We start from the raw sequence: 23,984 nt of genomic DNA, 5'->3' as shown, positions 1-23,984 counted from the left end.
TTCCATATGGTCTCAAGTCATTGATCGTGCCAACGAGATTTCTGTGAAAGACCCGCGACTATAGCGATTACGGAACATTCCTCCGGGGAACTGTTAGCTGCGTCGAGTCGTCGAGCACGCTCCGGGACCGGGGGCCGTCGGGAGCCCGGGGCTGACACGAGGTGTGTCCGGGTGGATATGAGGTTCTCGCTCTCGCTACCTCGCGAGGAGCTGAGCATCCCGGTGGTCCGAAAGGTGGTGGGGGACGCGCTGCGGGGGCTGGGCGTCTCCGCCGACTGCGTCGACGACGTTCTCGTCGCCACCTCCGAAGCCTGCACGAACGTCGTCCAGCACGCGCGCACGACCGGTGAGTACGAGGTCACGGGACGCGTCGACGAGGACGTCTGCACGCTGGCGATCATGGACTGGGGCCGCGGGCCCCGGCCGGCCCCCGGGGAACGGGGGATTTTGAGCGAGTCGGGCCGCGGGATTAAGATCATGCGGGCACTGGTGGACGACCTGGACATCGACTCATCACCCGACAGGGGCACCACCGTCCACCTGCGGAAGCGGTTGACCTGGCGTGATGAGGCCCTGGTCCGGCGCCTCGACCGCAGACTCAGCCGCAGCGCCGGGTAGATTGGTACGCGCGCGGGGGAAACGCGACGCGCAGCGGGGTTGATCGGCGGAACGACCCGCCCGTCCCTGCCGCCCCTCATTTCGGAGGAACAGAACAGATGGACGCTGCCCGGGTGGGGATCATCACCTTCCCCGGTTCGCTGGACGACAGGGACGCCGCACGCGCCGTCCGTATCGCCGGCGCCGAACCGGTCGTGCTCTGGCACGGTGACCATGACCTGCGGGGCGTCGACGCCGTCGTCCTCCCCGGAGGGTTCTCCTACGGCGACTACCTGCGGGCCGGAGCGATCGCGCGGTTCGCGCCGCTGATGACCGAACTGGTCGCCGCCGCCGGCGCCGGCCTGCCGGTCCTCGGCATCTGCAACGGCTTCCAGGTGCTGTGCGAGTCGCACCTGCTGCCCGGGGCCCTGCTCCCCAACGCCGGCCTGCACTTCGTGTGCCGTGACCAGCGCCTTCGGGTGGAGAACACCGACACCGCGTGGACCACCGAATATCGTGAGGGCCAGGAGCTGGTGATTCCGATCAAGAACCGGGACGGCCGCTACACCGCCGACCGGGAGACCCTGACGGAATTGGCCGACTCCGGCCGGATCGTGGCCCGGTACGTCGACCTGAACCCCAACGGATCCCTCGACGACATCGCCGGGATCTGCAACGAGGCCGGCAACGTGGTCGGGCTGATGCCCCACCCCGAGCACGCCGTGGAGTCACTCACGGGCCCGTCCACCGACGGGCTCGGGTTCTTCACCTCGGCCGTTCAGAGAATGGTCACAACATGAGCGAAGCGAACCGGGGGGTGTGGGGGGTCTCCTCCCACCTGAAGCGCAGTCAGCGAAGGGGGGGTGGGGGCTCGTCCCCCACGAGGAGAACGCATGAGTGAGCAACGGCCCCAACCCTCCGGGCGAGCCACCCGGGAGTCCGCGGACGAGCCCTCGATGGAGTGGCTCGGCGAGCTGAAGTCAGACGCCGACGACCCGGAGCTCCAGCCCGTCGACCCCTCGGTGACGCAGGCCTTCGAGGCCATGCTCGAGGAGGCCAAACCCGCCGATCCGGCGTCCCGCCCCGCGCAGCCGGAACCCGCGGCAGCGGCGGCGGCCGTCCCTTCGGAACCGGTTGTCGTGCAGGTCGACCCTGCCGTCCAGGCGGCGCTCGACGCGGCGGCACTGACCGCCCCGCCCGCGCTGCCCGCTCCCCCCGGCGCCGTCATCGAGGCCGCCGACCAGGACTTCGCCCGCGCCCTGGCCGAGGAGCGCGCTGCCACTGACCAGGCCGACCCGGCGCCCCCCACCGACGACCCGAACGACTACACCGCCCTGACCCCGCCCCCGAACCCGCCCGCCCCCAGCTCAGGCTCGCAGCCCATCATCACCCCCGGCACAGACCCCCAACCGACCGTCCACCCCGGCACGGGCCCCCTGCCCACCGTGGGCCCCGGCACGGGTCCGCAGCCGGTCGTCGGCCATGGCACGGGTCCGCAGCCCACCGTGGGGCCCGGCACCGGCCCGCAGCCCACCGTCGGTCCGGGTACGGGTCCGCAGCCGGTCGTCGGGCAGGGCACAGGCCCGCAGCCCACCGTGGGGCCCGGCACCGGCCCGCAGCCCACCGTCGGTCCGGGTACGGGTCCGCAGCCGGTCGTCGGGCAGGGCACAGGCCCGCAGCCCGCTGTTGGCCGTGGGACTGGCCCCCAACCCGCCGTTGGCCCCGGCACCGGCCCTCAGCCTGTTCTTGGCCGTGGGACGGGCCCACAGCCCGCCGTGGGCCCTGGTACGGGCCCGCAGCCCGTGGTCGGTCCCGGTACGGGCCCTCAGCCCGTTGTTGGTCCTGGTACGGGTCCGCAACCGGTCGTGGGGTCGGGGACGGGTCCGCAGCCCGCCGTTGGTCCTGGGACGGGGCTTCAGCCCGTCCGACCGAATACTGGTCCGCTGCCCGTGGTCGGTTCCGGGACGGGTCCCCAACCGCGGATCGGGCGGGGGACGGGTCCCCAACCGGCCGTGGGTCCCGGCACCGGTCCGCAGCCCGCCGTCGGGCCGGGGACGGGGCCGCAGGCGCTCGTGCGCGTGGGGACGGGCCCGCAGCCCGCCCTTGAGGTCGCCGCCGTCCACCACGGGACGGACACCGTCGCGATCGCCGCCGCGTCTCCCGAGCGTCCGCAGCCGTTCGCCGAGCTGGGGATGAACGAGGAGGAGTACCAGCGCCTCCGGCACATCCTCGGGCGTCGCCCGACGTCGGCGGAGCTGGCGATCTACTCGGTGATGTGGAGCGAGCACTGCTCCTACAAGAGCTCCAAGGTGCACCTGCGCCAGTTCGGCGACAAGGCCCCCAAGACCGACAAGCTGCTGGTCGGGATGGGGGAGAACGCCGGGGTCGTGGACATCGGCCAGGGCTGGGCGGTCACCTTCAAGGTGGAATCGCACAACCACCCGTCGTACGTGGAGCCTTACCAGGGCGCCGCGACCGGTGTCGGCGGGATCGTCCGCGACATCATCTCGATGGGCGCGCGGCCGATCGCCGTCATGGACTCGCTGCGGTTCGGTCCGGCGGACGCCCCCGACACCCAGCGCGTCCTGCCGGGTGTGGTGGCGGGCGTCGGCGGGTACGGCAACTCGCTCGGCCTGCCCAACATCGGCGGTGAGACGGCGTTCGACGCCTGTTACGAGCAGAACCCGCTGGTCAACGCGCTGTGCGTCGGCGTGATGAAGCACGAGGACATCAAGCGCGCCGCGGCCCCCGGGCCCGGCAACAAGGTGATCCTGTTCGGCGCGCTGACCGGCCCGGACGGCATCGGCGGCGCGTCGGTCCTGGCGTCGGCCACCTTCGACGAGGAGTCGCACCAGAAGCGGCCGTCGGTCCAGGTGGGCGACCCGTTCATGGAGAAGCTGCTGATCGAGTGCTGCCTCGAGCTGTTCCGCGAGGACCTCGTGGTCGGCATCCAGGACCTCGGCGCGGCCGGGGTGTCGTGCGCGACGACGGAACTCGCCGCGGCGGGCACCGGCGGCATGCACGTCGATCTCGACACCGTCCCGCTGCGCGACGCGACGCTGCTCCCCGAGGAAATCCTCATGAGCGAGTCGCAGGAACGCATGATGGCGGTCGTGTCACCCGACAAGGTCGACCGTTTCATGGAGATCTGCGGCCGCTGGGAGATCCCGGCGACCGTGATCGGTCAGGTCACCGACACCCGCCGCCTGGTGATGACGTGGCGGGGCGAGACGATCGTCGACATCCCGCCGATCACGGCCGTGGACGAGGGCCCGGTCTACAACCGTCCGCTGGAGCCGCCCGCCGACCTCGGCGCCCTCCAGTCCGACACGCCAGGACGGCTCACGCGCCCGTCCAGCGGCGACGAGCTGCGCCGTACCGTCCTGTGGCTCGCGGGCTCGCCGAACCTGGCGAGCAAGACGTGGGTGACCTCCCAGTACGACCGCTACGTACTGGGCAACACCGTGATGGCCATGCCGGAGAACGCGGGCGTGGTGCGCGTCGACGACGAGTCGGGTCTGGGCATCGCCCTGTCCCTGGACGGAAACGGCCGCTACTCCCGCCTCGACCCGTACGCGGGCGCGCAACTCGCGCTGTCGGAGGCGTTCCGAAACGTCGCCGCCACGGGCGCACGCCCTCTGGCCGTGACGAACTGCCTGAACTTCGGTTCCCCGGAGGATCCGGGTGTCATGTGGCAGTTCGCGCGCGCGGTCGAGGGTCTCGCGGACGGCTGCCAGTACCTGGGCGTCCCGGTCACGGGCGGCAATGTCAGCTTCTACAACCAGACCGGTAGCACGCCGATCAACCCGACTCCGGTCATCGGGGTCCTGGGCGTCCACGACGACGTCCGCCGCCGGGTGAACATGTCGCTCACCACCGACGGCGCCACGATCGCGCTGCTAGGCGAGACCCGCGAGGAGTTCGGCGGCTCCGAATGGGCGCACGTCGTCTACGGCCACCTGGGCGGCCTGCCGCCGCTGGTCGACCTGAAGGCGGAGGCGGCCCTGGCGTCCGTCCTGGTCAACGCCGCCCGCGACGGCCTGGTCACCGCCGTCCACGACCTCTCAGACGGGGGCCTCTCACAAACCCTCGTGGAGTCGTGCCTACGCGGCGGCCTCGGCGCCCGCATCACCCTCGCGGGCGACCCGTTCACGGCCCTGTTCAGCGAATCGGTGGCCCGCGCCATGGTCGTGGTCATGCCGGGCGCGGAAAGCCGCCTGGCGGCCCTGTGCGAGTCGGCAGGCGTCCCCGTAGCCCAACTGGGCGTGGCGGGCGGCGACACTCTGACCGTCACAGGCCGCGCCCCAGAAGGCGACCAACAGGAACTGTTCAGTATCCCCATACACGAAATCCGCGAAGCCCACGAGCGCATGCTCCCCAGCTACGCCGACTAACAGTGATGATGGGTGAGCACCTCCCCGCCGGGGTCTGACCCACCGCCTAACTGACGTCGGGTCTTTAACGGGATCTGTCGGCTTCGGCTGGGAGGTGCTCATGTGAACTCATCGGTCGTGCGGTGTGACTTGATACGAACCTGGCCAGAGGCCCCATCACTGTTTTGTCCGTCCGCCCGCTGGTGCGTGCCGCCCTGCCCATGATCTGAAGCGACAGGACGACGATGCCCTCCATTACACCCCAACTCCAGCAGGTCCTCGATGTCGCCGGTGGGGTCGATACCCATGCCGATACCCACACCGCCGCAGTGATCGACCAGGTGGGCAGAGTGCTGGGCACCGAGCAGTTCCCCGCGACGGCCTCGGGCTACGCGGCGCTGCTGGGCTGGATGGGCTCGTTCGGGACGATCGTCATCGTCGGGATCGAAGGGACGGGCGCCTATGGGGCGGGGCTGGCCCGCCACCTCCGCGATCAGGGCCTGGAGCTGGCCGAGGTCGATCGCCCGGATCGCAAGACCCGCCGCTTCCAGGGCAAGTCCGACCCGATCGATGCGATCCAGGCCGCTAAGGCCGCTCTGGCCGGCAAGCGCAACCGAACCCCCAAACAGCGCGACGGCAGGGTGGAGGCCCTGCGCCTGCTGCGCGTGGCCCGCCGCTCAGCCGTAGCCCAGCGTGCCACCGTTCAACGCCAGATCAAGACGCTGCTGGTCACCGCACCCGAGGAACTACGCGCCCAGCTGCGCGAGCTGAGCACCCGCCAGCTCATCACCACCTGCGCCGCCCTGCGCCCCGACCCGACCCGGGCCGACCAGCCGGTCACCGCCGCCAAGATCTCCCTGCGCGTGCTCGCCCACCGCCACCAGCAGCTCACCGAAGAGATCAACGACCTCGACCAGATCCTGGAACCCATCGTCGCAGCCATCAACCCCGACCTGCTCGGCCTTGAACGGCCTGGGCGCCGACACCGCCGGACAACTCCTGGTCACCATCGGCGAGAACCACGACCGGATCCACTCCGAAGCTGCCTTCGCCATGCTCTGCGGCGCTGCGCCGATCCCCGCCTCGTCCGGCAAGACCAACCGGCACCGCCTCAACCGCGGCGGCGACCGCCAAGCCAACGCCGCCCTCTACCGCATCGTCCTGTGCCGCCTGCGCTGGGACCCCCGCACCCGCACCTACATGGAACGACGCACCAAAGACGGACTCTCCAAGAGAGAGATCATCCGCTGCCTCAAGCGTTACATCGCCCGCGAGATCTACCATACCATCACATCAAACGATCTCCATCTCGCCGCTTGACTTCCATAGGAGCATCCACCCCGAACAATCAAAACGCAAAGTGCGCCCCCTCCCACCCGGGAGGGGGCGCACTTTCACGTTGACCGGGAATGGCCGACCGGCCGGAAGGAGGGTGGGGTCACGGGATTCCATACCCACCCTCCCTGAGCCGCGGACCCAACTGGGTACTCAGACCGGTCTCCGATAACGGCACCCTATTGAAGACCTGCGACAAACGGGTTCAGAGCGTGGGGCTCAGTTCGTCGTGAAGGCGGCCAATTCGCGGGTTCAGCCGTGAATGGGATGGACGGCCTGGAAGGCGAGGCGCTGGTCGGCGCCATCGCCGATTTGGGTGAGTAGTTCGTCGAGCGCGATGAATTCTTCCCAGGGCTGGCGGCCGGTCGTCTGGGCGAGGCGGGTGACGACGAGGTCTTCGAGACCCTGGACGCGTTTGTTCTTCCAGATCTTGTCGGCGAGGCTGACGAGCAGGTCTTCGAGGGTGATGCCGGGTTCGGTCCAGGCCGCGTGGGTGGTCGCGAAGCGGGCGAGGTCGTCGCCGAACCCGTGGCGGAGGAGCAGATCCCGCCCGGCGGGTTCGTGCGCCGAACCGGGCCCGGAGAGTTCGGCGAGGTGCAGTGTCTTGCCGATGTCGTGCGTCGCGGCGCCGAAGAGCACGACGTCCCGGTCGAAGTCGGGTCGCGGCAGTCGCTCCTGGAGCCAGTCGACGATCTGGCAGGAGACGTCATGGACGAGTCGCAGATGGGCGCCCAGCCGAGGCGGGCAGTCCAGCGATGTCAGCAGGTCAGCGACCTCGTCCGGCAACGGGCGCAGCGGCGGGTCGGCGGTGGCGCGCAGGGCCCGGGCCAGAGCGGCGGAGTTCGTTGAGGGCTCTTCCATGTGCACGATTCGTCAGGGCCGCTGTTCGGGGTGGAGCAGGAGTTCGGCGATCTGCTGGACGCGGGCGCGGGTGATCCCCGTGCGTTGCTCGACCGCCAATGGATGATCGGTGGGTTCTAGCTCGATGAATGGACGCTCGCCGACCGGGCGTGTGTGCAGCCTGGTCTTGAGGTCGATGGTCGTGGGTGCGTAGAGCGGCAGGCTGGTGGACAGCCAGCCGAAGTAGGGAGGCTCGTCCTGCCTGCCCGGGGTGTCCCAGAGGCGCAGAGCGCGGGTGAAGTTGTCCTGGCTGAGCGAGACCCAGACGCCCCAGCTGAAAACGTCGTCGGCGTCGGTCACCGGAATCTCGATCAGTCCGTGGACGAAGAACGCCTGGCCTTTGATGACGCAGGTGTCGGAGCTCAGTTCGCTCTCCGAATCCTCTGCCAGTTCCGGCGTCCAGAAGTCGGGAGCCGGGGAGGCGAAGTTCATCGGTGGCTCGTCATGGATCTGCCCGCAGCATGAGCAGAGAAATCCGGAATGGTCGGGCATGGGTTAAGCGTACTGATCTTCGGCCCGGGTTGATCTGGGTTGGCGGTGGGTACGTGGGGCGGGCTGTGGCGCGTCCCTAGTTCTAGAAGACCGAGATGTGGACGTGGTCGTAGTGGTTGGCCGTCACGCCGCCGCGGTTCTCCATGGCGCGCCAGCCGGGGCTGCGGAGGTCGTAGATGCGTTGGCGCCAGATGATGTATTTGATGCCGAGGGCGCTCGCGTGGGAGATCGCGTACTGGGCGGTCGAGTCGCCGAGGGCCTTGGCGCTGCCGGACGCCATCGTGCCGCCGGTCGTGACCATGAAGTCGCAGGCGTGGCCGGTGCCGTGGTCCTGCGGGTCGCCGGTGCTGCGGACGCAGCCGATCGTGGGGAACGGGCCCATCTCCAGGTCGATGGTGTTCTTGACCTTGAGCATGCGGGCCGTGACGCCGCCCATCCCGACGCTCGGCGACTGGGGCTTGTACTTCTTGACCAGGTTCCGGATCTTGGACTTGCGGCCGAGCAGGTCCTTGATCTCCTTCTTCAGCTCCGTCATCTTCTGCTCGGCCTGCCGGCGGGCCTGGAGCTGGGCGTTGACGAGTTTCTGGATCTGCGCGACCTTGTCGGCCTTGTTCTGCGCCAGATGGCTGACCAGCGTGGCGTTGCTGAGGAGGTCGCTGGGGTTGGCGTCGGTCACGAAGGTGACCGTGGGGTCCTCGCCGTTCATCATGTACTGGGTGGCGGCGAGCTGGGCGACGAGGTCGCGGGCCTCGACGAGGTCCTGCTGGAGGTCCTTGGACTTCTTCAACGACTTCTCCGCCGCGTACTGGGCGTCCTTGAGCTTGGCCAGGTCGCCGCCGTACGCCTTGTCGAGCTTCTCGATCTGCCGGTTCAGCTCGGCGAACTTCTTGCTGTCGCCCGGGTCGGCGGCGTACGCGCTGTAGGCGGCGAGGGCGGGGGGAGCGGCGGCGGACGGTGTCGCCGTGCCGATCAGCGGGAGTGCCGTGGCGATGGCGACCAGACCCACACCGGTGAGTCTTCCACGGTGCCGACGTGCGGAGGCGGGGGTCTCCACGTGCTCTCCTCTCGTCGCTGCCGTTGGTCAATGAACCTTAAAGTGCCGTCTGTGCCTCGCCAAGGCTAAACCCCAAAGATCGGTGAGGCGGCGCGAAGCGGGAGAAGCCGCTGGAAGGCTGGAAGCCGAGCCATCTTACTTGAATGCTCCTCTCCCCGAAGGGAGGGGATTCTTGGAGTCCCTCCCTGCATGAGATGTGCGAGGATTCGCGGCTCAGGCCGCCTCCCGCCCTGACGGGGCGGAGAGGTCTTGCGCCATCGGCACCGCCCGGGGCCAGACCCGCCCGGACCAGCATCACGTACGCGGAGTTCTTGTCCCGGGGCCGGGACATCCCGCACGCGGTGCAGGTGTAGATGCGTTCCGACAGCGGCAGGCGGTGCTTGGCTCTGACGCCGCACTGGCCGCAGTCCATCGTGGTGTGAGCCGGGTCCACCAAGTGGATGTCCCGGCCGTGTTTGCGACCCATCTCGATCAGGGCTTTCTTGGCGTCTCCGATCGCGGCGTCGGCTGCCTTGCGCGCCATCGTGGATCTGGCGAGGAACTTGGGGTGGAAGTCCTCGACCGCGACCGCGTCGTGGTCCCGCACGATCTTCTTGGCCCATTTGCGGGCGTCGTCCTGCCGCTGCCGGGCTACCTTCTTGTACACCTTGGCGGCCTGCCGCTGCGCCTCGCGATACCCCTTGGACTGGGGCCTGCCCTTGAGGGCGCGGAGGGAGCGTCGGTTCAGTCACTTCTTCAAGTACGGGACGGGCTCAGCCGTGGTTCAGACGGCCGTTGTAGCCGAGGCTCGTGCCGGGTTTGCTCCACGCGTACTGGAGTGTCCCGTCCGGCTGCCGGGCGATCTGAACGATGCCCGACGTGCACGGTTTCCCGACGGACAGGGACATCTTCAGCGCGCTCTCCGTCCCCCTGGTCAGCGTCAGCGTGCCGTTGCAGCGCTCGCGGGGAAAGAAGACGCGGCCCGTCGTCCCGCCCGGCGTGAACGTCACCTCCACCGGGAACGAGGCGTTGCGGTTGGTGTTGACCACCGTCCCCCTCCACGTCCCGGCGAACGAGGACGGGATGGTCGTCACCGGACGGTTGTTGGAGGCGTTCGCGCTGTCGGGCGGCGCGTCGTTGTCGGCGTTGAGCTGCGGCCACAGGACCAGCGCGATGATGGCGATGCCGACGCCGACGCCGATGAACAGCGACAACGCCACCCCGAGCACGTGGTTGCTGGGCCGCCGCATCCGCGCGAGGGACGCGAACGGCGACGCGCCCCGCCCGACGTTGTCGTCGCGGTTCTCCTCCAGGCCGGGGATGAGGTGCGGGGTCGGTTCGGTGCCGTTCGGACCCTCGTCCATGTCGACGGCGTCGAACGTAGCGGTCGGAGTTGGGACGGCCGTGTCGCGCCGCGTCTCATCGGACTGTTCGGGCTGGTCGTCCAGCGCCCGGAAGGCCGTGGTCTCGTCGAAGGCCGCCGGGTCGAGGTCGGCGGCGGGCGGCGCGGGCTCCCGCCTGGGTTCGGTACGCGATCGGCGGATCCGGGAGAGCTTGCCCAGTAGTGGCAGGGGCTGCGGCGAGCCCGGGGGCCCACCCGGCGGGCCACCTGGAGGCCCGCCTGGCGGGGTGAACGGTGGGCCGACTGGTGGGGGAGGTCCGGCGGGGCCGGGTGGGGTGGTCGTGGGAGGACGGGGCGGTGCGCCCATGGGCGGACGCGGTGGTGGTGGCGGCGCCATCGTCGGGCCGGGCTGTGGTGGGGGCGCGCCGAAGGCGAGTGCGCGGCCCTCGGTCACCAAGGAAGGGGGCAGCCGACCGGCGAGCGGGCCGTTCTCGTCCAGGAGGCGGCGGAGAAGTTCCTCGGCCGTCGGACGGTCCGCCGGGTCCTTGGCGAAGGCGCTCGTCATCGCGTCCCGCAGCGACTCGGGGACTCTCGACAAGTCGGGGTCGTCGTAGACGATGCGCTGCATCACCTCGGACGGCGTGCCCTCCCCGAACGGCGGCTCGCCCGTGGCCGTGAACAGCAGCGTCGAGGCCCAGGCGAACACGTCGGTGGCGCTGCCGATGCCGGTGCCGCTCAGCTGTTCGGGCGACTTGTAGGACGGGTCCTCGGCGATGTGTCCGCTGAACGAGGCGTTCACGGCCTCCAGCGCCTCGGCGATGCCGAAGTCGCACAGCCGGGGACCGCGCCGTCCCAGCAGGACGTTCCCGGGTTTCAGGCTGTGGTGCAGGGCGCCCGCGCGGTGCACGGCCGTGAGGGCGATCATGGTGCCGACCGCCACCCGTTCGACGACGGTGTGGCCGCGCATGCCCTCCTCGTCCACGAGCTGCTGGAGGGACGGCCCGTCCACCCACTCGCTCACCACGTACGGACGGTCGCCCTCGACGTCGGCGTGCAGGACGGCGGCCGTGCAGAAGCCGGAGACCTTGCGGGCGGGGGCGAAGGCGTTCGCGAACCGTGACCTGGCGGCGGGCTCGCCGCTGAGCCGCACGTGCAGGACCTTCACGGCGACGGGAGCGCCCGCCGGGTCCCGGCCGAGGAAGACGGCCCCCTGCTCGCCGACGCCGAGCCGTCCCGTGATCTCGAAGACGCCGAGCCTTCGCGGGTCACCCGGCTGCAGAGGCAGCGCCTCGGGCATCTGACGAACCTCCGTGTCCTCCGGCGAGCCCGTCCCCGGCCTCCCCGTTCCCTGCGTGTCCCGCGGCCGTGCCCCGGCCCGGCGGCGGTGTCCCTTTCTACCGCCTGGACGGCGCGACGGCCCCACCACGGTGCCGGACCGCGGATCGCCCGGACCGGGTAGCGTCGGGATGTGTCGCGAACACCGCTCACCCTCTCCGTCCTGAACGAGCAGCGTGCCGCGCTCGGCCTGCCGCCGTACACCGGCGCCGACGACCCCGCCGGGCTGCGCCGCGCGGCGCTGGACACCGTGCTCGCCGGGCTGGAGGCGGGAGGCGCCGAACCGGCCCCGGTGACCGTTCGGCCGATCGTCCGGCCGGTCGTCAAGGGAGCGGTGCGGTTCCTGCTCGACCGGCTCGCCGAGCTGGCGCCCGGTCGTTCGGTGGAGGTGCGCGTCCCTCCTTACGCAGCGGTCCAATGCATCGACGGGCCGCACCATACCCGTGGAACACCCCCAAATGTGGTGGAGATGGACGCCACGGACTGGATCGGGCTGGCCACCGGCCGGTTGGCCTGGGACGACGCCGTCGCCGACGGGAGGGTCCGGGCCAGCGGCGCGCGGGCCGACCTCTCAGCTCACCTGCCCATCCCGATCGACCGCGAGGTCGCGGAGCCGGGCTGATCGGTCGCGGGGAGTCACGAGGTCCGGTTGGCCTGGGCGAAGGGGAACTCGCGTTCGACGCAGTTGCGGCGGGACGCGTCGTCCGGGTACCGCGCCTCGTCCCCGCACTGGGCCGCCTTGCTCAACAGCACGAAGATCGCGGTGGCGCCGATCGCGAGGGCCACGGAGGAACAGATGACGCCCACGATCGCCGGCCGCCGGTCGCCGTCGCGCCGCACCAGGGAGACCGCCCCGAGGACGACCCCGAAGAGCGCCGGGACGACCCCCGCCAGGCAGAGCACGAGCCCCACCAGGCCGGTGATCCCGAGTACCTGGGAGGCCCTCGCCAGCCTGCTCCGCCTGCGCGGCGCGGGCGGCGAATACGTCTGGTACCCGGGTAGCGTCATGCGTTCCTCCACGTGTCGGTCACCAGAGTCCCCCGTGGCCCCTGATGCCCATGCTTCAGGGGGGTAAAGGTCCGTTAAGGAGATACCGCCGATTCGAGCAGGTGAACCCGGCAACTAGACTGTTTCGCGTGCCTCTTCGTGACGGACGTCTGAGCCACGACATCGATCCCAGCGATCGCCCCCCGCAGGACGCTTGCGGGGTCTTCGGCGTCTGGGTTCCCCCGGACCAGGCGTCCCGGGTGGAAGTCAGCAAACTGACCTACTTCGGCCTGTACGCGCTCCAGCACCGCGGGCAGGAATCGGCCGGGATCGCCGTCAGCGACGGCTCCCGCATCGTCGTGTTCAAGGACATGGGCCTCGTCGCCCAGGTCTTCGACGAGTCGGTGCTGAACACCCTGCGCGGCCACATCGCCGTGGGCCACTGCCGTTACTCCACGACGGGCTCGCCCACGTGGGAGAACGCGCAGCCCACGTTCCGGTCGTCGGACGCGGGCGGGCTGGCGCTCGTCCACAACGGCAACCTGATCAACACCCTGGAACTGGCCGAGGGGCTCGAACCGGGTGTGCTGACCGCGACGACCGACACCGAGGTCCTGACGGCCCTGCTCGCCACGCGCGGCGACACCGGCGGTAAGGAGAGCGTGCTGGCGGCGGCACGGGAGATCCTCCCGGCCACCCGGGGCGCCTACTCGCTGGTCTTCATGGACGAGGAGACGCTCTACGCGGCCCGCGACCCGGAGGGGATCCGGCCGCTCGTCCTCGGCGCCCTGGAAGACCGGGGCTGGGTCGTGGCGTCCGAGACCGCCGCGCTCGACATCGTCGGGGCCCGCTTCGTCCGCGAGATCGAACCGGGCGAGATGGTCGCGATCGACGGTTCCGGCGTGCACTCCGAACGGTTCGCCGACGCCCGGCCGAAGGGCTGCCTGTTCGAGTACGTCTACCTGGCGCGGCCCGACACGTCGATCGCCGGACGCAGCGTCCAGGCCACCCGCGTCGAGGTCGGACGCCGCCTGGCCCGCGAGCATCCGGTCGAGGCCGACATGGTCATCCCGACGCCGGAGTCGGGCACCCCGGCCGCGATCGGGTACGCGGAGGCGTCCGGCATCCCCTACGGCCAGGGCCTGGTGAAGAACTCCTACGTCGGCCGGACGTTCATCCAGCCGTCGCAGACGATCCGGCAGCTCGGCATCCGCCTCAAGCTGAACCCGCTGCGCGAGGCGATCGAGGGCAAACGGCTGGTCGTGGTGGACGACTCGATCGTCCGCGGCAACACCCAGCGCGCGATCGTCGGGATGCTGCGGGACGCGGGCGCCGCCGAGGTCCATGTGCGGATCTCCAGCCCGCCCGTCTCCTGGCCGTGCTTCTACGGCATCGACTTCGCCACCCGCGCCGAACTGATCGCCGGGAACCTGTCGGTGGAGGAGATCCGCGACTCCATCGGCGCCGACTCGCTCGGCTACATCTCCCTCGACGAGCTGATCTCCGCGTCCGCGATCCCCAAGGACAACCTGTGCCGGGCGTGTTTCGACGGCGTCTACCCCATCCCGGTGGAGTTGGACGCCCGTGGCAAGCACCTCCTGGAGGCCAGTCGATGACGTCCTACAAGGACGCCGGAGTCGACATCGCGGCGGGTGAACGCGCCGTCGAGCTGATGAAGTCGCGGGTGGCCCGTGCCCGCCGCCCCGAGGTCGTCGACGACGTCAGCGGTTTCGCGGGCCTGTTCGACGCCTCCGCGCTGACCCGCTACAAGCGGCCCTTGCTGGCGACCTCCACGGATGGCGTCGGAACCAAGGTCGACCTGGCGCGTCGTCTCGGCGTCTACGACACGGTCGGTCACGACCTGGTCGGCATGGTCATCGACGACCTCGCCGTCTGCGGCGCCGAGCCGCTGTTCATGACCGACTACATCGCCTGCGGGAAGGTCGTCCCGGAACGGGTCGCCGACATCGTCGGCGGCATCGCGGACGCCTGCGCCCTCGCCGGATGCGCGCTCGTCGGCGGCGAGACCGCCGAGCACCCCGGGCTCCTGGACGCCGACGAGTTCGACCTCGCGGGCGCCGGGACGGGCGTCGTCGAGGCGGACGACGTCCTCGGCCCCGACCGGGTGCGCCCCGGTGACATCGTCCTGGCCATGGCGTCGTCGGGGATTCACTCCAACGGGTACTCGCTCGTCCGCCGCGTCCTGGCGACCACCGACCTGACGCTCGACTCCCAGCCGACAGACCTGACCCGCCCCCTGGGTGAGGAACTTCTCACCCCCACCCGCATCTACGCCCAGGACTGCCTCGCCCTGACCCGCTCCGGCGGCGTACGTGCGTTCGCTCACATCACGGGCGGCGGCCTGACCGCGAACCTGGCCCGATCCCTCCCGCCGACCGTGGACGCCGTCCTGAACCGTGCGTCCTGGGAGGTGCCGCCGCTGTTCCGTGTCCTCCAGGCCCACGGAGACATCCCGCGGCCCGACATGGACGCCACGTTCAACCTGGGCGTCGGCATGGCCGCCATCGTCGGCCCCGACAAGGCCGCCGAGGCCCTGCGCACCCTCGCCGCCCGAGGCGTCCCCGCCTGGCATCTCGGCGAAATAACCCCAGGCACCGGCACAGCCACCCTCACCTAACCCCACCGACCAGCGCCCGCCCGCTCCCAGACGGCACGGCGTCCACAAACTCGTGTGGTCAGGAGCGCTTGATCAGCGGTGGCCTTGGCCCATGGACGGCACGGCGCGTCCACAAGACTCGTGTGGTCAGGAGCATCTGACCGGCGGCGGCCCAGGTCCCGGGACGGCACGGCGTCCACAGAACTTTTGGGGCCAAAGCACCCGATCGGTGATCTTTGGACACCGGGCGTTCGGAGGGGCGGCCGCGGGCAGGGCTGAGCGGGGCGCTGAGGGGCTCGTGAGACTCATGGGTCACACGGGCATCGACAAACGGCCGTCGGCGCTTGTGGGGGCGCTCAGGCGCCTGGGATGATCAAGGTCCGACCGGGGTGGCGGTATGACGAACGCCACTGCCCGAAGGCTCGGGCAGTGGCGTGGTGTCAGACCGTCAGCCGGAGGTGCCGTCCTTGCGGTCCTCCGTGCCGTAGTCGTCGGCGTAGTCGGCGTACTTCTCGGCGAGCTCGTCGTAGGAGTCGTCCCCCGCCTCGTTGACTCCCAGCTCGCTCTTCAGGCGGTCGAGGTCCGTATTGCCGCTGTTGTACTTGAGCTGTCGGGCAACCTTTACCTGCTTGGCCTTGGCTCGGCCGCGACCCATTGGCTCGACCCCCTCGATGGTCAGGGCTTTCGTGGGCCCATCAACGCGCGCGTGTACCACACGAACCGGTGCCTGATGAGCCATGCGTCAGTCACGGATACAACCGTACCCGTTTTGCGCCTGGCTCGGTACATCGACGGTACGTGGCGGCGCCCCTGTTGCTGATGACAACAGTGTATCCGCTGGCCGCGAGGACACGCCAAGGCCGCCGAAGGGACGGTCCGACGGCGGCCTTCCAGCGCTGTTCGGCGGTGCTCAGAGCAGGATGCCGCGCAGTCTGCCGACCTCGGTCATCCGGCGTTCGGCGAGCCGGTCGGCCGCCACGGCGGGCGGGACGCCCTCGTCGGCGGCCAGCGCGAAGATCTTCTTCGTGGTGGCGTGGATGCCGGTCGCGCGGGCCTTGGCCCGGTCGAAGTTGAAGCCGCCGATCTCGTCCGCGACCTGGATCACACCGCCCGAGTTCACCACGTAGTCGGGCGCGTACAGGATCGCGCGGTCGGCGAGGCTCTTCTCCACGCCGACGTGGGCGAGCTGGTTGTTGGCCGCCCCGCACACCACCTTGGCGGTCAACACGGGCACCGTGTCGTCGTTCAGGGAGCCGCCGAGGGCGCACGGCGCGTACACGTCGAGTTCGGTGCGGATCAGCGCGGCGGCGTCGGCGACGACCTCGATCTCGGGGTGTGCCGACCGGACCCGGTCGACGGCGGCCTGGTTCACGTCGCAGATCACGATGTCCGCGCCGTCCTCCAGGAGGTGCTCGACGAGGCGGTGGCCGACCTTGCCGACGCCTTCGACGCCGACGCGCCTACCGCGCAGGGTGGGCGCCCCCCACACGGTCTCGGCGGCGGCCCGCATGCCCTGGAACACGCCGAACGCGGTCAGGATGGACGAGTCGCCCGCACCGCCGTGCGCGACCGTCCGGCCGGTGACGTACCGGCTCTCCCTCGCCACGATGTCCATGTCCTCGCTGAACGTGCCGACGTCGCACGCCGTGTAATAGCGGCCGTTCAGCGACTGGACGAACCGTCCGTACGCGCGCAGCATCGCCTCGGACTTGTCGGTGGCCGGGTCGCCGATGATGACGGCCTTGCCGCCGCCGAGGTCCAGCCCGGCGAGAGCGTTCTTGTACGCCATGCCGCGTGACAGGTTCAGCACGTCGGCGAGGGCTTCGTCCTCTGACTTGTAGGGGTAGAAGCGGGTCCCTCCCAGGGACGGACCCAGTGCGGTCGAGTAGATCGCGATGATCGCACGCAGGCCGCTTGCCTCGTCCTGGCAGAAGACGACCTGTTCGTGACTCCCGAAACGCGAAGCGCCAGGGGGTACAGGGGGGTCGCCCCCCTGAATGACATGTTCGGCGCCCTTGTGGGGCGGCCCGAAGACGTTAGGCACGGTAGTGCCCTCCTCTCAGTCTCTGCGATCAGCCTAGGACGCCGGATGCGACGGCGCCCGACCGAATCTCATGTCACGATGCGAGGGTGCTTCCGTACGCCTCGTACCTTCGGGTTTATGAGCCGGTGACCGCCTTTCCGGAACCCGCGCGGACCCTGTGGACGGTTTACGCCGACTCCCGGCGACGGCCGCGGCGGATCCACGCGCTCGGCGTCGAGCACCGCGCCGCGCTGCTCCGGCTGACCGGGTCGCCGCCCGAGGTCGCGCCGGAACGGGAGAGCAGGGACGCCTACGTGCGCCGCCTCGACGACATGATCTACGTGTGCCCGTGGGAGACGCGGCTGCGGTCCTGGCTGGCGTTCGAGCGGTTCAGGGACGAGCAGGTGGCGGGGGTCGCGGCGGCGTTCGTCCCGCCTCCCGCGGCGGAGCGCGCCACGGGCGACTTCGAGCAGTGGAAGCGGTCGGGCAAGCCCCTGCGTCCGCACATCCTGACCAGCACCTGGCATGTGCCGCTCGACTGGTTCGTGCCGTTCGCGCGGGAGGAACGCTGCCTGATGCTCGGCACGCCGGGCACCGGCTACCGCAAACCGGACACGTCCGAGGAACACGCCGAACCGCCGGTCGCGGGTCAGGGATCGGCGACGGCGGCGCCCGCGCGTACGCTCATCTACGTCACCGCGATGGGCGAGGCGCGCAGGCGGGTGGCGGACGCGCTCCCGGTCGTGCGGGCGAACCTCGGCGACGGGACGGGCGAGGTCTACCTGCTGTCGGCCGGACGGCTCGACACGCTCGGCCGCTGGCTCGGCGGCTTCCATCCGCGGTCGCTCGTCGAGCTCGACTACGGAGGGCTCGTCCATCTGCTGGACGACCGGACGCTCAGCACGGACGAGTCCGTCGCCGAGGTGGCGGTGGCCCTGACCGGGATGCGGCGCGGTGAGGCGGAGCTGACCGTGGCGATGTACAAGCGGCTGCTGGCCCGCTGGAGGCCCGTCCGGGCACTCGAAGCGGCGAACTAAAACAAATTTCCCGAATCCGCGCGCGATACGACTATACGTATCGCTAGAATCACGCTGCGTGACCCACTCGCCATCGGATACGCGCCGCTCGCCGGGATGTTTCCTCGCAACTACGGCCAGGAACTTGCTTGTAGCGCTGAGTGGTGGCAAGGTTACACGTTGTGATGTCATAGTGGTCCAACTCGGGCCATAGGGGACATCAGTGACCACGCGAGGATCAATCGCAGGATCGCTGTCATCGGTCCATGGAGGAGAGGCCGCAAACATGTCAGCACGTACGCCAGAGGCCGAGCCCCTGCTGACGCCGGCGGAGGTGGCGACGATGTTCCGTGTCGACCCCAAGACCGTCACGCGGTGGGCGAAGGCGGGGAAGCTCACGTCCATCCGGACGCTGGGGGGCCACCGCCGCTACCGCGAGGCGGAGGTGCGGGCGCTGCTCGCGGGCATTCCGCAGCAGCGTTCGGAGTAGGGCTCGGGGCACGGAGCGCGACGCGCCGTGCGACCGGATTCCCGCCCCGTGCGGATCCGGCCCCGCCGGTGATCGCGATGCCGATGCCGGTTCCGGCCAACGCCGGTGACCGAGGTCGGCGATGGCTTGGGGGGATGGCCGTTGTAGCCGTGCTCATCCGTGCAGCCCCTGGGGCCGGGTGCCAGAGGCGCCCGGTCCCAAGGGCGACGGGGGCACCTCGTGGCGAGTGCCTCCGGCTACGGGCCGTGTCGTCCCAGGGTCCGCGTGGCAGTCGGTTACGTCGTCGTGGACGGCGAAACGCCCGCTGACGTGCGCGGAATTTGGGACACAGGTGACTTTTTGTCCACATGAGGACAGAGTCGACGAATGTGGCGCCGTCCGCCCCCGGGGAGTCAGCCGAGCTCCACCTGGGAGATCCGGTCGAACAGCTCTCCCGTGCTCGCGTCGTGGCGTCCGGCCGCGTGGAACATGACCACCAGATGGTCGACCAACAGCGCTTCCAGCTGGGAACGCGGCACGTCACGGTTCTCCAGCCAGTCCAGTCCGGCGGTCTCGACGGCGGCCATCCACGAGCGGAGCGTTATGCGCAGGATCGGCCGCGGCGTCTCGACGTCCAGCGACGACAGGATCCTGTCGAGGAGCAGCTGCCGGATACCGTCGACGATCTCGCCGACCTCGCCGGACCGGTCGGCGGGGCCGCCGCGCAGCAACGCGGCGTAACCGGCCGCGTGGCTCTCCACGAAGTCGAAGTAGCGGCGCAGGGAGATCCGCAGCCTTTCCAGCGGCCTGCCCTCGGTCGGCGGTTCGAGCAGCACCGACAACTGCCGTGCCGCGCTGCCGAGCGCCGCCAGATACAGCTCGTACTTGCCGCCGAAGTAGTGGTAGACGAGTGCGCGGGACGCGCCCGCCGCGGCCGCGACGTCGTCGATCGAGACGTCCTCCGGCGGCCGCGCGCTGAACAGTTGCAGCGCCGCCGCGATCAGTTCGTCCCGGCGCTGGTCGACGCTGAGCCTCCGCCGGCCGCGTCCGCCGCCGCTCGGGCGGTCCGGCCGCCGGCTTCGCGCCTCGCCGGCCACCGCGCGATCTTCCACCCGGGCAGGGTATCCGAGCCCGGACGGCGCCATGCCCCGCCGATCAGGGATGGAACGGGCCCCGCGCCGACTCTTGATCACTTTTCGGCGGCCTGTGATCCGGAACACCACAGCCCTGAACCACCATTGTCGGATGCCCGTTACTCACTGTTGCGGCGGTATGGGGGGAAGGCGCGGCATCATGGCATCTCCTCCCCGAGTGGAGGACGGCGCGTTCCAACCCCTTCGCGCGCCGGTCGCGGCAGGTCCTGCAGGTCCCCCTGGACGGAGTGCCATGTCAGCTGATCAAGCGAATTCCCTGCACAACATGCGGGAGGAGGGCGCGGTGCCACAACCGCGCAGCGAGCCCTCTCCCGCGAGACGCGACGATGGGAGGGCCGTCCCCGCGCCGAAACCGACGATCCGGAACGTCGCGGAGCGAGCCGGCGTTTCCAAGTCACTCGTGTCCCTCGTGATGCGAGGGTCACCGCATGTGAGCGAGCGCCGGAGGCAGGCCGTCCTACAGGCCGCCCGCGAGCTCGGCTACCGCCCGAACGCCGTGGCGCGCAGCCTGGTCGAGGGCCGCACCCGGCTGATCGGCGCGATCGTCGCCGACCTCCACAACCCCTTCTTCGCCGAGTTCCTCGACGGTCTCCAGGAGAGCCTGCACGGCGCGGGCCTGCGGATGCTGGTCGGCAGCGGCCGCTGGGACCCGCTGTTCGAGGCGGAGGCGGTCGAGGCGTTCCTGGAGATGCGGGTGGACGGGCTGGTCCTGCTCAGCGTCGTCCCCGAGTCGCTGAAGGAGGCCGCGGCCAGCGTCCCGGTCGTGGTCGTCGGCGAACGCGATGTCGTCGGGGTCGACATCGTCGTGGACGACGACGAGCTGGGCGCCAGCCTCGCCGTCGACCATCTGGTCGAGCTCGGACACCGGCGGATCGCCCATATCGAGGGGGCACGTTCCACGACGGCCCGCTACCGCCGCGCCGGGTACGAGAAGGCGATGCACCGGCACGGGCTGACCGCCGAGATCGTCGTCGAGGCCGGTGACTTCACCGAGGACGGCGGTTACCGGGCGGCCCGCGCGCTGCTGCGCCGCGATCCGCGCCCGACCGCCATCTTCGCGCCCAACGACCTCGTCGCGACCGGCGCGCTGTCGGCGGCCGACGAGTTCGGGATGCGGGTGCCGACGCAGCTGTCCATCGTCGGCTACGACAACACCCATCTCGCGGCGATCCGGCACATCTCGCTGACCAGCGTCGACCAGCCCCGCCGCGACATGGGGCGCGTGGCCGCCGAGATGCTGACGGCCCGCATCGGCGACCCGGCCCGGGTCGCACGGCAGAACCTCGTCGTCCCGCACCTCGTGGTCCGATCGACGACGGGTCCCGCTCCCGTCCTGTGAGCCCTGGTCACAGGAATGTCCCCCCGCCTCCCTTGACTTTCGTAAAACCGACCCGGCCTTGTGCTCGGTGCGGCCCGGCCTGGCCATGCGTACGGTCCGATGCATGGCCAGGCGCCCGGCCGGTGAACGGCCGGTTCTCTCTCCAAGCGGTGTGCGCGGGGTAAGAGGCCCGCCAAAACTGCCGCATTCACCGGCCCTCGGTCCGTGTGCGGCGGGTTAATGGAACCCATGGTCCGGCGGGTGGCCCGGGCGACCTCGCGAAGGTCGTCTGGACGGGGACCCCGCCGGACGGACACGGGACGTCCACCGAAGGGTTCAGCTCGTGCGTGATCCGGAACTGGTGTCGTGCGCGCAGCGTGCGGCGAGCGAATTGGAACGCGCGTGGTCGGAGTGGCGGCACGCGCGGGGGATGACCGAGCAGGTCATGGAGTCGGTCGCCAGTTATGTGGCCCATTCGATCGACCATCCATGGGGGCGCCCCCGGGTGGTCCTCGGCCTGGACGCCGAGGAGGCGCGGGCGCTCGCCGCGCTGCTCGGCCGCGACGACCCGCTCGGCTGACACGCGTCCGCTTCCGGCTCCGCGTTCGACGAACCGCGTTTGACGAACCTGCGACGGCGTGCAGACTGTCAGGGTCGGTAACGGAGGCGTCACGGAGGAAGTGGTCGGTGCGAACCCATCGAGGCGGTGCCCCGACCGTCCGGCACGCGGCCGCCGGTCTCGCGCTGTGCCTTGGCGCGCTCATCACGATCGGCGCCTGTGACGCGTCGGCCGACCCGCCCGGTGGCGGCGGCCCGGCCGCCGATCCGCCGACGGCGACCGCGGCGCCTCCCGCGTCCGGGGAGACTTCCGCGCCGTCAGACGGCGGGTCCGACCTGGACGGCAAGGTCGTCGTCATCGACCCGGGGCACAACGGCGGGAACGCCGCGCACCCGTCCGAGATAAACAAGCAGGTCAGGATAGGCAACGGCAGCAAGGCGTGCGACACGGCCGGTACCGACACCCGGGACGGCTACAACGAGCACGCCTTCACCTGGGACGTCTCCAACCGGCTCGCGAAGCTGCTGCGGGCCAGGGGCGCGAAGGTCACGCTGACACGCAAGAACGACAAGGGCGTCGGCCCGTGCATCACCGAGCGCGCCGCGATCGGCAACCGGCTGAAAGCGGACGCCGCCTTGTCGATCCATGCCGACGGGGCGTCCACGTCCGGCCACGGCTTCCACATCATCGAGCCGATCGCCGTCGGGACGAACACCGACATCGTGTCGCGGTCCGCCAAGCTCGGCACGGCGTTGCGGGACGCCTACCACGAGGGCACCGGCATCCCCTACTCCAACTATCTCGGCAAGAAGGCCATCGACCGGCGCGATGACCTCGGCGGTCTCAACATGTCGACGGTCCCGAAGGTGTTCATCGAGTGCGGCAACATGCGGAACAAGGGCGACGCGACGAAGCTGTCGAGCGCGTCGTTCCGGCAGCGCATCGCCGAGTCTCTGGCCAAGGGCTTCGAGAGCTTCCTGACCTGACCGTGGCCGATCTTCGTGGTGTTCGTGAGCTGCTGACCGGTGCCGGGTACACGGTCGCCGGTGTGCGCGAGCTGCTCGGGCCCGTCGCGGGCGGGGCGCTGGCACGGGACGAGATCGTCCCGGCCCTGCGCGCGACCGGCGGCGGCTCGCCGCTGGAGACGTTGACGCGGCTGTTCTGGCTCCAGGTTCCGGTCGACGCCGACGCGTATGGCGCGGACGAGCTGGTCGCGGCGGGCCTCGCCGAGCGGTCCGGCGGCGAGGTGCGGGCCCTGCTGCGCGTGGAGCCGCTGGAGGCGGTCGGCGGCGACGGGCACGCCGGATACGCCGTGTCCGATCTCCGCGTCCGGCCCGGGTCGGGGACCGTCCCGGCGGCCGATCATGTCGTGGGCGCGGGCGGCGCGTCGGCGAACCTGGCCCGGCTGGTTGTCCACAGGGCTGTGGACAACGTGCTCGACATCGGGACGGGCTGCGGCGTCCAGGCCGTGCACATCGCGGGCCGGAATCCCGGTGCGCGGATCACCGCCACGGACGTCAACCCGCGCGCGCTCGACCTCGCCGCGATGAGCTTCGCGCTCTCCGGCGTGGACGGCGCCGAACTCGTCCGGGGGTCGCTGCTGGAGCCCGTCCGGGGGCGCCGATTCGATCTGGTCGTGTCCAACCCGCCGTTCGTGGTCGCCCCGTCCGGGGGTCCGCGATGGACGTACCGGGAGTCGGGACTGCCGGGCGACGACGTCTGCCGCCGCCTCGTCGCGGAGGCCGCGGACCATCTGAACGACGGCGGATACTGCCAGCTCCTGGCGAATTGGCTGCATATCGACGGCGTCCCCTGGGACGAGCGCGTCGCCTCGTGGGTGGACGGATGCGACGCCTGGATCGTGCAACGCGACGTCCAGGACCCGGCGGAGTACGCCGAGTTGTGGCTCCGTGACTCGTGCGAGGCGGGCACCCCGGAGTACCGCGCCCGCTACGACGCATGGCTGGATCATCTCGACGGGCAGGGCGTCACCGGCATCGGGTTCGGGTGGATCACGCTGCGGCGCGGCGAGCGTCCCGCCGTCCGGGTCGAGGAGGTGCGGCACACTGTCGAGGAGCCGGTGGGCGCCTACGCCGACGAGATCCTGGACGGGTTCGTCCGCGCCGAAAAGTTTTCCACAGGCTGTGGACGGCCGTTGCGGGCGGCGGCCGGTCTCGTCCAGGAACAGATCGGCCCGCCCGGCGCGGAGGACCCCGAGCGGATCGTGCTCCGCCAGACCCGGCGCCTCCGCCGGGCCGCCGGTGTCGGCACGGTTGAGGCGGCGCTCGCCGGGGTCTGCGACGGCGACCTGCCGCTCGACCCGCTGCTCGACGCCATCGCGCAGCTCACCGGCATGGACCCGGAGCAGGTCCGCGCGCATGCCGACGCCGTCCTCCCCGAACTGATCGCGGACGGCTTCTTCGACTGACGCCGC

The 23,984-nt window shown here is 70.4% G+C and carries 21 protein-coding genes and 1 pseudogene; 13 read left to right on the top strand and 9 right to left on the bottom strand.

Features of this window, described 5'->3' with window-relative positions; translation table 11 throughout:
* Positions 1–222 precede the first annotated feature (222 nt).
* From ABD808_RS26480 to ABD808_RS26465, 4 genes and pseudogenes are all read left to right on the top strand, one after another.
* Positions 223–618, top strand: coding sequence for an ATP-binding protein (locus tag ABD808_RS26480; RefSeq protein ID WP_344901664.1), 396 nt, complete (start codon positions 223–225; stop codon positions 616–618).
* Between the two features lie 98 nt (positions 619–716).
* Positions 717–1,397 (top strand): phosphoribosylformylglycinamidine synthase subunit PurQ, encoded by a 681-nt coding sequence (gene purQ, locus ABD808_RS26475; protein ID WP_344901661.1) that lies wholly within the window; start codon positions 717–719, stop codon positions 1,395–1,397.
* A gap of 93 nt (positions 1,398–1,490) precedes the next feature.
* Positions 1,491–4,991: a phosphoribosylformylglycinamidine synthase subunit PurL gene (gene purL / locus ABD808_RS26470; protein WP_344901658.1), complete on the top strand. Its 3,501-nt coding sequence runs from the start codon at positions 1,491–1,493 to the stop codon at positions 4,989–4,991.
* Between the two features lie 233 nt (positions 4,992–5,224).
* Positions 5,225–6,304 (top strand): annotated as a pseudogene (locus ABD808_RS26465) (IS110 family RNA-guided transposase); the annotation flags it as partial.
* Between the two features lie 253 nt (positions 6,305–6,557).
* Here the strand turns inward: ABD808_RS26465 and ABD808_RS26460 are convergent.
* The 5 genes from ABD808_RS26460 to ABD808_RS26440 all read right to left on the bottom strand — a co-directional run bounded on the left by ABD808_RS26460 (position 6,558) and on the right by ABD808_RS26440 (position 11,369).
* Entirely contained in the window at positions 6,558–7,166 is a 609-nt protein-coding gene (locus tag ABD808_RS26460; protein ID WP_344901655.1) for an HD domain-containing protein, read from the bottom strand.
* A gap of 12 nt (positions 7,167–7,178) precedes the next feature.
* The gene (locus ABD808_RS26455; RefSeq protein ID WP_344901652.1) at positions 7,179–7,697 is read right to left on the bottom strand and encodes a DUF2199 domain-containing protein; all 519 of its coding nucleotides are present in this window, start codon (positions 7,695–7,697) and stop codon (positions 7,179–7,181) included.
* An 82-nt stretch (positions 7,698–7,779) separates the two neighbouring features.
* Positions 7,780–8,751, bottom strand: a complete 972-nt coding sequence (locus tag ABD808_RS26450) for a coiled-coil domain-containing protein (RefSeq protein ID WP_344901649.1) — start codon at positions 8,749–8,751, stop codon at positions 7,780–7,782.
* Positions 8,752–8,788: 37 nt separating this feature from the next.
* The gene (locus ABD808_RS26445) at positions 8,789–9,478 is read right to left on the bottom strand and encodes an RNA-guided endonuclease InsQ/TnpB family protein (protein ID WP_344903499.1); all 690 of its coding nucleotides are present in this window, start codon (positions 9,476–9,478) and stop codon (positions 8,789–8,791) included.
* A gap of 25 nt (positions 9,479–9,503) precedes the next feature.
* Positions 9,504–11,369, bottom strand: coding sequence for a serine/threonine protein kinase (locus ABD808_RS26440; protein WP_344901646.1), 1,866 nt, complete (start codon positions 11,367–11,369; stop codon positions 9,504–9,506).
* Positions 11,370–11,540: 171 nt separating this feature from the next.
* Here ABD808_RS26440 and ABD808_RS26435 point away from each other — a divergent pair, with 171 nt between their 5' ends.
* Positions 11,541–12,029, top strand: coding sequence for a sterol carrier family protein (locus ABD808_RS26435; protein ID WP_344901643.1), 489 nt, complete (start codon positions 11,541–11,543; stop codon positions 12,027–12,029).
* Between the two features lie 14 nt (positions 12,030–12,043).
* Here ABD808_RS26435 and ABD808_RS26430 read toward each other — a convergent pair whose 3' ends face one another.
* On the bottom strand, positions 12,044–12,415 hold the full coding sequence (locus ABD808_RS26430; protein ID WP_344901641.1) for a hypothetical protein: 372 nt from the start codon (positions 12,413–12,415) through the stop codon (positions 12,044–12,046).
* A gap of 128 nt (positions 12,416–12,543) precedes the next feature.
* On the opposite strand from ABD808_RS26430, the gene purF reads away from it, so the two are divergent.
* On the top strand, positions 12,544–14,010 hold the full coding sequence (purF, locus tag ABD808_RS26425) for an amidophosphoribosyltransferase (protein ID WP_344901638.1): 1,467 nt from the start codon (positions 12,544–12,546) through the stop codon (positions 14,008–14,010).
* On the top strand, positions 14,007–15,032 hold the full coding sequence (purM, locus tag ABD808_RS26420; protein ID WP_344901635.1) for a phosphoribosylformylglycinamidine cyclo-ligase: 1,026 nt from the start codon (positions 14,007–14,009) through the stop codon (positions 15,030–15,032). Before purF ends, purM begins: the two co-directional genes overlap by 4 nt.
* A gap of 427 nt (positions 15,033–15,459) precedes the next feature.
* Here the strand turns inward: purM and ABD808_RS26415 are convergent, their stop codons facing one another.
* Together ABD808_RS26415 and ABD808_RS26410 are read right to left on the bottom strand one after the other, a co-directional pair.
* Entirely contained in the window at positions 15,460–15,666 is a 207-nt protein-coding gene (locus ABD808_RS26415) for a DUF3073 domain-containing protein (protein WP_328374213.1), read from the bottom strand.
* A gap of 255 nt (positions 15,667–15,921) precedes the next feature.
* Positions 15,922–17,055: a Leu/Phe/Val dehydrogenase gene (locus ABD808_RS26410; protein WP_344901627.1), complete on the bottom strand. Its 1,134-nt coding sequence runs from the start codon at positions 17,053–17,055 to the stop codon at positions 15,922–15,924.
* Between the two features lie 86 nt (positions 17,056–17,141).
* Between ABD808_RS26410 and ABD808_RS26405 the strand changes: the two genes are divergently transcribed.
* Positions 17,142–18,071, top strand: a complete 930-nt coding sequence (locus ABD808_RS26405; RefSeq protein ID WP_486303658.1) for a DUF8083 family protein — start codon at positions 17,142–17,144, stop codon at positions 18,069–18,071.
* A gap of 265 nt (positions 18,072–18,336) precedes the next feature.
* A complete protein-coding gene (bldC, locus tag ABD808_RS26400; RefSeq protein ID WP_012850682.1) occupies positions 18,337–18,540 on the top strand; it encodes a developmental transcriptional regulator BldC in 204 nt (67 codons plus the stop codon).
* Positions 18,541–18,932: 392 nt separating this feature from the next.
* Here bldC and ABD808_RS26395 read toward each other — a convergent pair whose 3' ends face one another.
* Positions 18,933–19,631 carry a TetR/AcrR family transcriptional regulator gene (locus tag ABD808_RS26395; protein WP_344901621.1) on the bottom strand — a complete coding sequence of 233 codons (699 nt, stop codon included), beginning with the start codon at positions 19,629–19,631 and terminating at the stop codon, positions 18,933–18,935.
* A gap of 307 nt (positions 19,632–19,938) precedes the next feature.
* On the opposite strand from ABD808_RS26395, the gene ABD808_RS26390 reads away from it, so the two are divergent.
* From ABD808_RS26390 to ABD808_RS26375, 4 genes are all read left to right on the top strand, one after another.
* Entirely contained in the window at positions 19,939–21,012 is a 1,074-nt protein-coding gene (locus ABD808_RS26390) for a LacI family DNA-binding transcriptional regulator (protein WP_425548994.1), read from the top strand.
* A 322-nt stretch (positions 21,013–21,334) separates the two neighbouring features.
* The gene (locus ABD808_RS26385) at positions 21,335–21,571 is read left to right on the top strand and encodes a hypothetical protein (RefSeq protein WP_344901618.1); all 237 of its coding nucleotides are present in this window, start codon (positions 21,335–21,337) and stop codon (positions 21,569–21,571) included.
* A gap of 107 nt (positions 21,572–21,678) precedes the next feature.
* Complete coding sequence (locus ABD808_RS26380) at positions 21,679–22,536, top strand: N-acetylmuramoyl-L-alanine amidase (protein WP_344901615.1); 858 nt, start codon at positions 21,679–21,681, stop codon at positions 22,534–22,536.
* A gap of 2 nt (positions 22,537–22,538) precedes the next feature.
* Positions 22,539–23,978 carry a DUF7059 domain-containing protein gene (locus tag ABD808_RS26375; RefSeq protein WP_344901611.1) on the top strand — a complete coding sequence of 480 codons (1,440 nt, stop codon included), beginning with the start codon at positions 22,539–22,541 and terminating at the stop codon, positions 23,976–23,978.
* The last annotated feature ends 6 nt before the right edge of the window (positions 23,979–23,984 follow it).

This window comes from Actinomadura meridiana (assembly GCF_039537545.1).
Taxonomy (GTDB): Bacteria; Actinomycetota; Actinomycetes; order Streptosporangiales; family Streptosporangiaceae; genus Spirillospora; species Spirillospora meridiana.
Note: the sequence above shows the minus strand (reverse complement) of the source record. Positions and strands in the feature narration are given on the sequence as shown.